The following is a 12,321-nucleotide window of genomic DNA, read 5'->3' on the forward strand; positions in this document are numbered from 1 at the left end:
AACGGGCACACGCGGGCACGATCACTCCCGTAACAGACCTGGTCACCACACCCCACCCGCTGTAGAACTTCCCCCAGACGGCCCGAACGGGCAGACAGCACGGCAAGGCGGGTGACCGAATGACCAGTACCGCGGAAGAACGCCAGCGGGAGATCGTACGGACCGCCCGCACCACCGGCTCCGTCGACGTCAACACCCTCGCCACCCAACTCGGCGTGGCGAAGGAGACCGTCCGCCGAGACCTCCGTGCCCTGGAGGACCACGGTCTGGTCCGCCGTACGCACGGCGGGGCCTACCCCGTGGAGAGCGCGGGGTTCGAGACCACGCTCGCCTTCCGGGCCACCAGCCATGTGCCCGAGAAACGACGGGTCGCGGCCGCCGCGGCCGAGCTGCTCGGGGACGCCGAGACGGTCTTCGTCGACGAGGGCTTCACCCCGCAGCTCATCGCCGAGGCCCTGCCCCGGGACCGGCCGCTGACCGTGGTCACCGCGTCCCTTCCGGTCGCCGGCGCCCTCGCCGAGGCCGAGAACACCTCCGTCCTGCTGCTCGGCGGCCGGGTCCGCCCCGGCACCCTCGCGACCGTCGACCACTGGACGACCAAGATGCTGGCCGGCTTCGTCCTCGACCTCGCCTACATCGGCGCCAACGGCATCTCCCGCGAGCACGGCCTCACCACCCCCGACCCCGCCGTCAGCGAGGTCAAGGCACAGGCCATCCGGGCCGCGCGCCGCACGGTCTTCGCCGGTGTGCACACCAAGTTCGGCGCGGTCAGCTTCTGCCGGTTCGCGGAGATCGGCGCACTGGAGGCGATCGTGACGAGCACCCTGCTGCCCTCTTCCGAGGCGCACCGGTACTCACTGCTGGGACCACAGGTCATCCGGGTCTGACGTCCCGACTGACCTGATCCGTGGGCCTTTCGCGCCGCAAGGCGCCCTTTATATCCCTCTATGTCCAGGAGCGATCCATGCGAACCCAGAGCCGACGACGGCCACCGCGAGCCACGCTCGCCATGGCCGCCGCAGGGACGCTGCTCGCCCCGCTGCTGTCCGGCTGCTGGGTCGGAGCGGGCGGGGCGGGGTCGGGCGGTGACGCCATCAACGTCCTGATGGTCAACAACCCCCAGATGACCGAGCTGCAGAAGCTGACCAGGGCCCACTTCACCAAGGAGACCGGGATCAAGGTCAACTTCACCGTCCTGCCCGAGAACGACGTCCGCGACAAGATCAGCCAGGACTTCGCCAACCAGGCCGGCCAGTACGACGTGGCGACCCTGTCGAACTACGAGATCCCGATCTACGCCCGCAACGGCTGGCTGCACGGGATGGACTCGTACGTGGCCAAGGACCCGTCGTACGACGAGAAGGACGTCCTGGCGCCGATGCGCCAGTCGCTGACCGGCGACGACGGCAAGCTCTACGGTCAGCCCTTCTACGGCGAGTCGTCCTTCCTGATGTACCGCAAGGACGTCTTCGAGCAGAAGGGCCTGACGATGCCGGCCCGTCCCACCTGGCAGCAGGTGGCCGACCTGGCGGCGAAGGCCGACGGGGCGCAGCCCGGCATGAAGGGCATCTGCCTGCGCGGTCTGCCGGGCTGGGGCGAGGTCATGGCCCCGCTCACCACGGTCGTGAACACCTTCGGCGGCACCTGGTTCGACAAGAGCTGGAAGGCCCGGCTCGACTCGCCCGCCTTCGAGAAGGCCACGAAGTTCTACGTCGACCTCGTGCGCGAGCACGGTGAGTCCGGCGCCGCCCAGTCCGGGTTCGCCGAGTGCCTCAACAACATGACCCAGGGCAAGGTCGCCATGTGGTACGACGCCACCTCGGCGGCCGGTTCCCTGGAGGCGAAGGGCTCCCCGGTCAAGGGCAAGGTGGGCTACGCCCCCGCCCCCGTCGAGGAGACGAAGTCCTCCGGCTGGCTCTACACCTGGGCCTGGGGCATCCAGGACGCCTCCCGCAACCCCGACAAGGCCTGGAAGTTCGTCTCCTGGGCCTCCAGCAAGCAGTACGAGCAGCTGGTCGGCGACCGGATCGGCTGGTCCAACGTCCCGGCCGGCAAGCGCGCCTCGACGTACACCAACCCGGCCTACGTCAAGGAGGCCGCCGCCTTCCAGGAGATGACCAAGCAGGCCATCGAGCAGGCCCGGCCGAACGACCCGGGCGTGCAGCCGCGCCCCGCACCCGGCATCCAGTTCGTCGGCATCCCCGAGTTCACCGATCTCGGCACCAGGGTCTCCCAGGAGATCAGCGCGGCCATCGCCGGACGCCAGTCCGTCGAGTCGGCCCTGGAGAAGTCCCAGCAGATCGCCGAGAAGATCTCCGAGGAGTACGAGGGACGATGACCGCGACCACCACGGCCCCACTGGCCACCACTCCCGTACGCACCGCGCGGCAGCCCTCCGGGCGACTGCGCGCCTGGGCCACCCGCGCCCCGCTGCTCCCCGCCCTGATCTTCATGATCGTGGTCACCCAACTGCCCTTCGTGGCCACGGTGGTGATCTCGTTCTTCGACTGGAACTCCCTCTACCCCAAGGCCCGTCATTTCACCGGCGTCGACAACTACCGGGACGTCCTCACCGACGCGGACCTGCGCCACTCGGTGTGGACCACGGTCCTGCTGACGGTGACGGTGGTCCTGGTCAGCCTGGTCCTCGGACTGCTCCTGGCCCTGCTCCTCGACCGTCGCTTCAAGGGCCGGGGCGTGGTCCGCACCCTGCTGATCGCTCCCTTCCTGGTGGTTCCGGTGGCGGCCGCCCTGCTCTGGAAACACGTGCTCTACAACCCTGAATACGGCCTGCTCAATGGGTTGTTGCACTATGTGGGCGGCCCACAGCCGGACTGGATATCCAACACCCCGCTGCTCGCGGTCGAGGCGTCCCTGGTCTGGCAGTGGACCCCGTTCATGATGCTCATCCTGCTGGCCGGCCTCCAGAGCCGCGACCAGCAGCAGATGGAGGCCGCGCGGGTGGACGGCGCGAGCGACTGGCAGATCTTCCGCTATCTGACACTCCCGCATCTGCGCCGCTATCTCGAACTCGGCGCTCTGCTGGGCTCGATCTACATCGTCCAGAACTTCGACGCCGTCTTCACGATCACCTCCGGCGGCCTCGGGACCGCCAACCTTCCCTACACCGTCTACCAGAGCTTCTACCAGGCCCACGAGAACGGCCTCGCCTCGGCCGCCGGCGTCCTGGTCGTCATCGGCTCGATCATCATCGCGACCTTCGCCCTGCGCGTGGTGTCGTCCCTGTTCCGTGAGGAGGTCGGCCGCGCATGAGCAGCACCATCGCCGTGAAACGCAAGGGACTTGGCCTGGGTCTGGTGGCCTGGCTGCTGGGGATCGTCTTCTTCCTCCCGATCGCGTGGATGGCCCTGACGTCCTTCCACTCGGAGACGGACGCGGCCACCAACCCGCCCTCCTTCGGCGCCGCCCTCACCCTGGACGGCTACCGCGAGTTCTTCGGCACGGGCGGCGGCGCGAGCCCCTGGCCGGCGCTGATCAACTCGACGGTCGCCTCGCTGGCCTCGACCCTCTTCGTCCTGCTCCTGGCCCTCCCGGCGGCGTACGCGCTCTCCATCCGCCCGGTCAAGAAGTGGACGGACGTCCTGTTCTTCTTCCTGTCCACGAAGATGCTGCCGGTGGTGGCGGGCCTGCTGCCCATCTACCTGTTCGCGAAGAACACGGACATGCTCGACAACATCTGGCTGCTGGTCATCCTCTACACGTCGATGAACCTGCCGATCGCGGTCTGGATGATGCAGTCCTTCCTCGCCGAGGTCCCGGTCGCGGTGATCGAGGCCGCGCGCGTGGACGGTGCCCGCCTGCCGACGATCCTCGCGCGCGTGGTCGCCCCGATCGCCCTGCCCGGCATCGCCGCCACGGCCCTGATCTGCTTCATCTTCAGCTGGAACGAGCTGCTGTTCGCGAGGGTGCTCACCGGGGTGGTGGCCGAGACCGCCCCCGTCTTCCTGACCGGCTTCATCACCAGCCAGGGCCTGTTCCTGGCGAAGGTGTGCGCCGCGTCGCTCGTCATCTCCCTGCCGGTGCTCGCCGCGGGGTTCGCCGCCCAGGACAAACTGGTCCAGGGCCTGTCGCTGGGAGCCGTGAAATGAAGGCCGCCGTCATCGAGTCCGTGGGCCGTGCCGTCGTCGCCGAGGTCCCCGACCCGACGCCGGGTCCGCGCGAGGTCGTCGTCGAGGTCGCCGCGTGCGGCCTGTGCGGCACCGACCTGCACATCCTCCAGGGCGAGTTCGCCCCGAAGCTGCCCATCGTGCCGGGCCACGAGTTCGCGGGCGAGGTGGTCGGGGTCGGCACCCGGGTCACCGAGCTCGCGGTCGGCGACCGGGTGGCGGTGGACCCGTCCCTGTACTGCCACGAGTGCCGGTACTGCCGTACGGGCCACAACAACCTCTGCGAACGCTGGGCCGCGATCGGCGTGACCACGGCAGGAGGCGCGGCGCAGTTCGCCGTCGCGCCAGTGGCCAACTGCGTACGGCTGCCCGAGCACGTCCGCACCCAGGACGCGGCGCTGGTGGAGCCCTTGTCCTGCGCGGTCCGGGGTTATGACGTCCTCCAGTCCCGCCTGGGCGCCCATGTGCTGATCTACGGCTCGGGGACGATGGGCCTGATGATGCTGGAGCTGGCCAAGCGGACCGGTGCGGCGAGCGTGGACATGGTCGACGTGAACCCGACCCGCCTGGAGACGGCCCGCAAGCTCGGCGTCTCGGCCTCCGCCGCGAACCCGGACGAGCTGGACCGCCCACAGGGCTGGGACCTGGTCATCGACGCGACGGGCAACGCGGCGGCGATCCAGGACGGCCTGGACCGGGTGGCCAAGGCGGGCACCTTCCTCCAGTTCGGCGTGGCCGATTACGCGACGCGGGTGACGATCGACCCCTACCGCATCTACAACCAGGAGATCACCATCACCGGCTCCATGGCGGTCCTGCACAGCTTCGAGCGGGCGGCCGAACTGTTCGCGACGGGGGTACTGGACCCCGACGTCTTCATCAGCGACCGCCTGCCGCTGGAGCGGTACCCGGAGGCGCTGGACCAGTTCGCGGCGGGGGTGGGGCGGAAGATCGTGGTGGTGCCGTAGGCCCCGCGCAACGGGGGGCGGCCGACCCGCCCCCCATTTGGCCCTCGGGTAAGGGAACGGCAAAGTGGGCCCGATCGTTCACGGAGCATGACAGCTATGACCCCCGGCTCGAACATCCCCCTCTCCGCCGCCCGCGTGACGGTGGACGTCGCCGCGCCCGTGCGGCTCGACGTATCGGGCCTGCTGCTCACCGCCGACGGCAAGGTGCGCTCCGACGACGACTTCATCTTCTACAACCAGCCCTCCGGCCCGGGGGTGACGTACCGCTCGGGCGGCGGTACGGCCCCCGACGCGATCACCGTCGACACCTCGGCCGTACCGCCCGGCATCGAGAAGATCGTCGTCACCGCGAGCCCGGACGCCGCGGGCCAGACCTTCCAGGGCATCGAGCCGACGGCCACGATCCGCAACGCGGACGACAACAGCGTGCTGGCCACGTTCACCCCGCCCCAGCTCGGCACCGAGACGGCCCTGGTGATCGTGGAGGTCTACCTGCGCAACGGCGCCTGGAAGGCCCGGGCAGTGGGACAGGGGTACGCCAACGGGCTGGCGGGCATCGCGACGGACTTCGGCGTGACGGTGGAGGAACCGGCACCCACGCCCGCCCCGGCGCCCGTGGCCGCGCCGGTCCCGCCCCCCGTGCAGACCCCGGTGGCCCCGCCCGCCCCGGCCATGGACCCCCGGATCGCCGCGCCGCCGGCGCCCGCCGCTCCCCCGGCCCCGCCCGCCCCGCCCGCTCCCGGTGCCGGGAAGATCAACCTCGACAAGGGCCGGGTCAGCCTCCAGAAGAACCAGACCGTGTCCCTGGTCAAGGGCGGGCGTCCGCTGCTCTCCCAGGTCAAGATGGGTCTCGGCTGGGAGCCCGCGTACCGCGGCAAGGATATCGACCTCGACGCGTCGGTCATCGCCTACGGCCCGCAGCGCAACCACATCGACAGCTGCTACTTCGGCAAGCTGTCCATCGTCGGCGGCGCGATCAAGCACTCCGGCGACAACCTCACGGGTGAGGGCGGGGGTGACGACGAGGTGATCGTCGTGGACCTCGGCCGGCTCCCTCAGGAGGTCACCGGCCTCGTCTTCACGGTCAACTCCTTCTCCGGCCAGAAGTTCACGGAGGTCGCCAAGGCGTACTGCCGCCTCATCGACGCCGCGAGCGGAGAGGAACTGGTCCGCTTCGACCTCACCAACGCGGAGGCGCAGACGGGCGTGATGATGGCCAAGCTGATCAAGCAGTTCTCCGGCGAGTGGGAGATGACGGCGATCGGCGACTTCGTGAAGTCCCGCACGGTCAGGGGAATGGTGAAGCCGGCGGCGCAGGCACTTTGAGGTAGTTGTTCGACTGCGGCCCGGTGGGGGCTGTTCGCGCAGTTCCCCGCGCCCCTGAGTGGGTGCAGTCAAGGCATGCCTAGCTGTACCCGCCTAGGGGCGCGGGGCTGTGACATCAGCGGCTCCGCCGCGGGGCGCGACCAGCCACGACGCTCCTGCGGCCGCAAACGCCCCTACCCCCGCAGCCCCTCCGTCAGCAGTGACAGGTACCGGCGGACGGACTCGCCCTCGCCGTCCGCCAGCTCCGCCGCCCCGGCCACCCCGTGCGCCAGCCGAAGCAACTCGATCGGCTCGACATCGCCCCGCAGGGTCCCCTCCGCCCGTGCCGCCGACACCAGCCGCTCCGCCGCCCCCTGTACATGCGTCCCGCAGACGGTCAGCGTCGCGGTGCTGTCGTCCACCATCGCGGACCCCAGCAGCGCCTTCAGTCCCCGTACCTGAATCGTCCCGACGCACAGCTCGAAGAGCCACTCCGTCAGCGCCTCCCCCGGCGGCAGCTCCTGGGCGAGCTCGTCGGCCCGGCGCGCGAACCCCTCGACACGGTCCACGTACGCCGCCTCCAGCAGGGCCCGCCGGGTGGGGAAATGCCGGTACAGCGTCCCGGATCCCACCCCGGCCCGCTTGGCGATGTCGTCGAGCGACGCGCCCTCCCCATGCTCGGCGAAGGCCTGCGCCGCCACCTTCAGCAACCGCTCGTAGTTGCGCCGAGCGTCCGCGCGCATGGGCCTGACCTGCGTCATCCAGATACTCCTCGCAAGCCGGAGACTCTGTCCGCATGCTATCGAAACCGAACGGAGACAGTCCCTGTTCGGCCCCGGGGGAACGGCACCCGACGCGGGCTAGAACAACGCGCTGTACCCATTGAGCGCCGGCTGCCCGCCGAGGTGGGCGTAGAGCACCGTGGAGCCGGCGCCGATCTCCCCGCGCCGGACGAGGTCGATCATCCCGGCCATGGACTTGCCCTCGTACACGGGGTCGGTGACCATCCCCTCGGTGCGGGCGGCGAGGCGCATCGCCTCCAGCGTGGTCTCGTCGGGGATGCCGTAGATCCCGGCGTGGTACCGCTCGTCCAGCTCCACGTCCTCCTCGGTCAACTCCGCCTGTACGCCGATGAGCTGACCGGTGCGGTGGGCGATCCGCGCGATCTGCTCCCGGGTGGTGACGGGCTTGGCGGAGGCGTCGATGCCGAGCACGCGCCGGGACCGGCCGCCGGCCTCCTCCAGCGCCCGGAACCCGGCGACCATGCCGGCCTGGGTGGACCCGGTCACCGAGCAGACCACGACCGTGTCGAAGAAGACGCCCAACTCCCGCTCCTGATCGGCGACTTCGTAGGCCCAGGCGGCGAAGCCCAGCCCACCGAGCGGGTGGTCGGAGGCACCGGCGGGAATGGCGTACGGCTTGCCGCCCCGCTCCTCCACATCCCTGAGCGCCTGCTCCCAGCTCTCCTTGAACCCGATCCCGAACCCGGCCTTCACCAGCCGTACGTCGGCCCCGGCGAGCCGGCTGATCAGGATGTTGCCGACCTTGTCGTACACGGCGTCCGGCCAGTCCACCCAGCTCTCCTGGACCAGCACGCACTTGAGCCCGGCCCGGGCCGCGCAGGCCGCGACCTGGCGGGTGTGGTTGGACTGGACGCCGCCGATCGAGACGAGGGTGTCGCAGCCCTTCGCGAGCGCGTCGGCGACCAGGTACTCCAGCTTGCGGGTCTTGTTGCCGCCGTACGCGATCCCGGAGTTGCAGTCCTCGCGCTTGGCCCACAGGGCGGCGCCGCCGAGGTGTGCGGTGAGGCGTTCCAGGCGATGGACGGGGGACGGCCCGAAGAGGAGGGGGTAGCGGTCGTAGGACGAAAGGGGCATGAGGACCTCCCGAGTGGGTCGCTGTGGGCTCAGTCGCTGTCGGCGAGTTCGGCCAGTCCCCGCCAGATCTCCGCCGTGACCCGGACCGCCTCCTCCACGTCACCGGCCGCACAGGCCGCGATCAGCCGGTCGTGCAGGCCTGCCGAGCGGCAGTTGCCGCCCTCGCCGAAGCGCCGGCGCTCCAGGCGTCGGATGAGCGGGGTGTAGCGGGCGGTGGTGGCGGCGGCCGCGCGGTTGCCGCTGACGCGGACGAGGACGTCGTGGAGTTGGTCGTCGGCGCGCAGGGCCTCGTCCACGTCACCGGCGGTGACGGCGGCCGCGAAGCGTTCGTTGGCCGCGCGCATGGTCTCGATGTCGGCGGCGAACAGCCGCGGCACCGCGACCCGTGTGACCAGTTCGTGCATGGCCCCGACCACGGCGGCGGCGTCCCGCACGTCGGCGGCGACGACCTGGGTCACCCGGGTGTAGCTCTGCGGCTTGCTCTCCAGCAGCCCCTCGTCGACAAGACGCGCGAAGGCCTCCCGCACCGGCGCCCGCGACAGCCCGAGCCGCTCGGCGAGCTCGGCATCCCGCACCACCGCCCCGGGCTCGATCTCCCCGGCCACGATGGCGTCCCGGATGGACGCGTACGCACGGTCCCGGAGCAGGGTGCGGGCGAGCGGGCGTATGGCTTCCATGGACTGAAATGTTAGATGTCAGTCAGGGACGGGGGCAAGGGCGTGGCCCGCACCCTCGTGCGGTGCGGGCCACGCTCAGGGCTCGGACAGCCCAGGGTCAGTCGGCGTCCCGGGACGCGTTCAGCCGCGCTTCTGCCGCTTCCACGGCCCCGTGATCGCCAGCATGATCCCCGGAGTCTGGATGTTGGCGTACAGCGTCCTGCCGTCAGGGGAGAAGGTGACGCCGGTGAACTCGCTGTACTCCGGCTCCTCTTCGGTGCCGATGTTCAGTTCGTTGCGGGCGATGGGGTAGGTGCGGCCGCTCTCCGTCGCGCCGAACAGGTGCTGGACGCCCTCGCCGTCCTCGGCGATGACGAGCCCGCCGTACGGCGAGACGGTGATGTTGTCGGGGCCGTCGAAGGCGCCGTCCTTCGACGGGTCGGGGTTCACACCGAGGAGGACCTTCAGGGTGAGGGTGCGGCGCTTGGGGTCGTAGAACCAGACCTGGCCGTCGTGCTGGACGGGGCTCTCCTCACGGGCGTACGAGGAGACGACGTATGCGCCGCCGTCGCCCCACCACATGCCCTCGAGCTTGCGGGCGCGGGTGACCTGGCCGTCGGTGAACTGCTTGCGGACGGAGACCGTCTTGGCGTCGCGGTCGGGGACGTCGACCCAGTCGACGCCGTACACCGTGCCGATCTTCGTGGCGCGGGAGAGATCGTCGACGAACTTGCCGCCGGAATCGAAGCACTTGAAGGCCTGCAGGACCCCCGCGTTGTCGGCGAGGGTGCGCAGCTTGCCTCGGCCGTGGTGGAAGCCCGCCGGGGGTGTCCAGCGGAAGAGCAGGCCGTTGGGGCCGGAAGCGTCCTCGGTCAGGTAGGCGTGGCCGCGCTTGGGGTCGATGACGACCGCCTCGTGGGCGTACCGGCCGAACGCCTTTACGGGCTTGGGGTCGCGGTTGGCGCGGCGGTCCTCGGGGTCGACCTCGAAGATGTAGCCGTGGTCCTTGGTCATGCCGTTCTGGCCGGCCTTGTCCTCGGTCTCCTCGCCGGTGAGCCAGGTGCCCCAAGGGGTGCTGCCGCCCGCGCAGTTGGTGGAGGTGCCGGCGATGCCGACCCACTCGGCGACATGCCCGTGGCGGACCTCGACGACCGTGCAACCGCCGGAGGCGGCGGGGTCGTAGACGAGGCCCTCGGTGAGCGGCACGGGGTGGGGCCAGTTGGCACGCGGGCCCTTGAGCTCGTGGTTGTTCACCAGGAGGGTCGCGCCGCGGGGGCCGCAGAAGGTGGCCGTACCGTCGTGGTTGGACGGGGTGAACTCGCCGGACTCCAGCTTGGTCCTGCCGCTGTAGGTGATGACCTTGTACGCGAACCCGGCGGGCAGCGCGAGCAGGCCCTCGGGGTCGGCGATCAGCGGCCCGTAGCCGACGCCACCGTGGGCGCCTGCGGTCTCCGCGTCCGCGCTCTCGACGTCGGTGGACGCAAGGGCGTTCGGCGCGGTGGCGAGGGCGCCTACAGTGCCCGCCAGCGCCACACCGGCACCGGTGAGCGCGGTTCTGCTGGCGAAGTCCCTGCGGGTGAGCGACATGGTGTCTCCTGAGACGGTCGGTGAGCCGTGGAGGGTGGCGGACCTCGGGTCGGCGCAACGGTCCCGCCCATGTCTGAACACGAGTTGAACAGCGAGAGGAATCGATGGAGCAGCTTTAATGAATCAACACAGGGTGATGGGAATGCCTTTAGGGGCGCGGGGCTGTGTCGATCTGCGGCGCCGCGCGGGCGCAACCAGCCACAACCCACCCCGCACCCGGAACACAACCTCAACCCCCCTGCTGCGACCTCGCCTTGAACGCGGCCTTCCGCGCCTCCTTGGCCACCTTCTTGTCGGGATGCAGCCGCCCCATCGCCTCCAGCACATCGGCCGTGGCGGGGTGATCGACCTTCCAGGCAGCCGCGAAGAACCCCCCGTGCTGCTGGGCCAGCCCCTCCACCAGCCCCTGCAGCTCCTCGGAGTTCCCCTCGGCGGCCAGTTGCGCGGCGATCGTGTCGACGGTCAACCAGAAGACCATGTCCTCGGAGGGCGCGGGCACATCCTCGAACCCCCGCTCGACGAGCCAGACCCGGGCGAGCCCGCCCAGTTCCGGGTCGTCCAGCACCTCCCGCAGCGCCTGCTCCGCGACGACACCGACCAGCGAGAGGGCCTGCTGGCAGCGCAGTCGGCGCAGCGGCGCCCCCGCGTCGCTCCCCCGCGCCGCCGCCAGCAACTCCCGTGCCGCCGCGAGGGGTTCGCGCCGGTCCAGCCACTGCTCGGTCTCGGCCTGGGCGGCAGCGGGAGGGAACGCCGAGGTCCCGTCCAGCAGCGCGTCCGCCCCCTTGTCGGCGAGGTCGCCGACGGCCGGTGCCGCGATTCCCGCCTCCAGCAGCCGCGACCGCAGCCCGTACAGGCCGAGCGGGGTCAGCCGCACCATGCCGTACCGGGAGACGTCGGTCTCGTCGACGACCGCGGCGGGCTCCTCGTCAGCGTCGGCCATCAGCGCCTCGTCGACGGGCTGGTACTCGACGATCCCCACCGGCTCCAGGATCCGGAACTGGTCGTCCAGCCGCATCATCGCGTCGGACACCTGCTCCAGGACGTCGTTGGTCGGCTCGCCCATGTCGCTCGGCACGATCATCGACGCGGCGAGGGCGGGCAGCGGGACCGGGCCCTCGCCGGGGCCGTCCTCGCCGACCGTGAGCAGGTAGAGGTTGCCGAGCACCCCGTCGAGGAACTCCTGCTCGGCCTCCGGGTCCCAGTCCAGGGAGGCGAAGTCGATCTGGCCACCGCCATCCTCGGCGGACATGGCGTCGACCAGGTCGTCCAGATCCGGCACGCTCGCGTCGGCCAGCGCCGTCTCCAGGGCCGTCAGCCACACGCCGAGCACGTCCTGCGGGGATCCGGACAGCAGGGCCAGGTCCTCGCCCGTGGCGACGGTGCCCTCCTCCTCGTCGACGATCTCGACGAGCCCGGTGTCGACGGCGACCCGCCAGGCCTCGCTCGCATGGGCCGCCGCCTCGTCCCCGGTCAGTCCGAGGTGCGCGGCCGCCGCGGGCAGCTGCTCCTCGACGAGTCCGCCCCCGGCGTCGACCCGCGTGTCCTCGCCGGCCCAGCGGGCGAGCCGGGCGGCCCGGGCGAGCAGCGGCGTGGACAGGGCGTCGCGCGCCAGCTCCGCTTCGGGGTGCAGCCGCACCGGCGGCAGGGGGGAGCTGTCTGACATCGGCTGGTTCTCCTAGGGCGCCTCTGAAGGCCGTACCACCGAGTACGGCCGAAGAACGACGGCGGGCCGTACGGCCATCCGGACGCCGTACGACTCCTTCGCTCAGCCTAGACGGATATCCACCCATGCCGCCCGGTT

General features: G+C 70.7%; 11 protein-coding genes. 6 read left to right on the forward strand and 5 right to left on the reverse strand.

What is annotated here, in order from left to right; translation table 11 throughout:
* The first annotated feature begins 119 nt into the window (after positions 1–119).
* From H293_RS0129550 to H293_RS0129575, 6 genes are all read left to right on the forward strand, one after another.
* Positions 120–887, forward strand: a complete 768-nt coding sequence (locus H293_RS0129550; protein ID WP_020121434.1) for a DeoR/GlpR family DNA-binding transcription regulator — start codon at positions 120–122, stop codon at positions 885–887.
* 77 nt (positions 888–964) lie between these two features.
* Positions 965–2,338, forward strand: coding sequence for an ABC transporter substrate-binding protein (locus H293_RS0129555; protein WP_028808302.1), 1,374 nt, complete (start codon positions 965–967; stop codon positions 2,336–2,338).
* On the forward strand, positions 2,335–3,273 hold the full coding sequence (locus tag H293_RS0129560; RefSeq protein WP_020121436.1) for a carbohydrate ABC transporter permease: 939 nt from the start codon (positions 2,335–2,337) through the stop codon (positions 3,271–3,273). Before H293_RS0129555 ends, H293_RS0129560 begins: the two co-directional genes overlap by 4 nt.
* Entirely contained in the window at positions 3,270–4,109 is an 840-nt protein-coding gene (locus tag H293_RS0129565) for a carbohydrate ABC transporter permease (RefSeq protein ID WP_020121437.1), read from the forward strand. Before H293_RS0129560 ends, H293_RS0129565 begins: the two co-directional genes overlap by 4 nt.
* On the forward strand, positions 4,106–5,095 hold the full coding sequence (locus H293_RS0129570; RefSeq protein WP_020121438.1) for a zinc-dependent alcohol dehydrogenase family protein: 990 nt from the start codon (positions 4,106–4,108) through the stop codon (positions 5,093–5,095). The genes H293_RS0129565 and H293_RS0129570 overlap by 4 nt, the downstream gene beginning before the upstream one ends.
* Before the next feature lie 96 nt (positions 5,096–5,191).
* The gene (locus H293_RS0129575; protein ID WP_020121439.1) at positions 5,192–6,421 is read left to right on the forward strand and encodes a TerD family protein; all 1,230 of its coding nucleotides are present in this window, start codon (positions 5,192–5,194) and stop codon (positions 6,419–6,421) included.
* A 173-nt stretch (positions 6,422–6,594) separates the two neighbouring features.
* Here H293_RS0129575 and H293_RS0129580 read toward each other — a convergent pair whose 3' ends face one another.
* From H293_RS0129580 to H293_RS0129600, 5 genes are all read right to left on the reverse strand, one after another.
* Positions 6,595–7,161, reverse strand: a complete 567-nt coding sequence (locus tag H293_RS0129580; RefSeq protein WP_020121440.1) for a TetR/AcrR family transcriptional regulator — start codon at positions 7,159–7,161, stop codon at positions 6,595–6,597.
* A 99-nt stretch (positions 7,162–7,260) separates the two neighbouring features.
* On the reverse strand, positions 7,261–8,277 hold the full coding sequence (locus H293_RS0129585) for a 1-aminocyclopropane-1-carboxylate deaminase (protein ID WP_020121441.1): 1,017 nt from the start codon (positions 8,275–8,277) through the stop codon (positions 7,261–7,263).
* A gap of 29 nt (positions 8,278–8,306) precedes the next feature.
* The gene (locus H293_RS0129590) at positions 8,307–8,954 is read right to left on the reverse strand and encodes a GntR family transcriptional regulator (protein WP_020121442.1); all 648 of its coding nucleotides are present in this window, start codon (positions 8,952–8,954) and stop codon (positions 8,307–8,309) included.
* 120 nt (positions 8,955–9,074) lie between these two features.
* On the reverse strand, positions 9,075–10,520 hold the full coding sequence (locus tag H293_RS0129595; RefSeq protein ID WP_020121443.1) for an alkaline phosphatase PhoX: 1,446 nt from the start codon (positions 10,518–10,520) through the stop codon (positions 9,075–9,077).
* 229 nt (positions 10,521–10,749) lie between these two features.
* Positions 10,750–12,183, reverse strand: coding sequence for a hypothetical protein (locus tag H293_RS0129600; protein ID WP_020121444.1), 1,434 nt, complete (start codon positions 12,181–12,183; stop codon positions 10,750–10,752).
* Between the last annotated feature and the right edge of the window lie 138 nt (positions 12,184–12,321).

This window comes from Streptomyces canus 299MFChir4.1 (genome assembly GCF_000383615.1).
Taxonomy (GTDB): Bacteria; Actinomycetota; Actinomycetes; order Streptomycetales; family Streptomycetaceae; genus Streptomyces; species Streptomyces canus_C.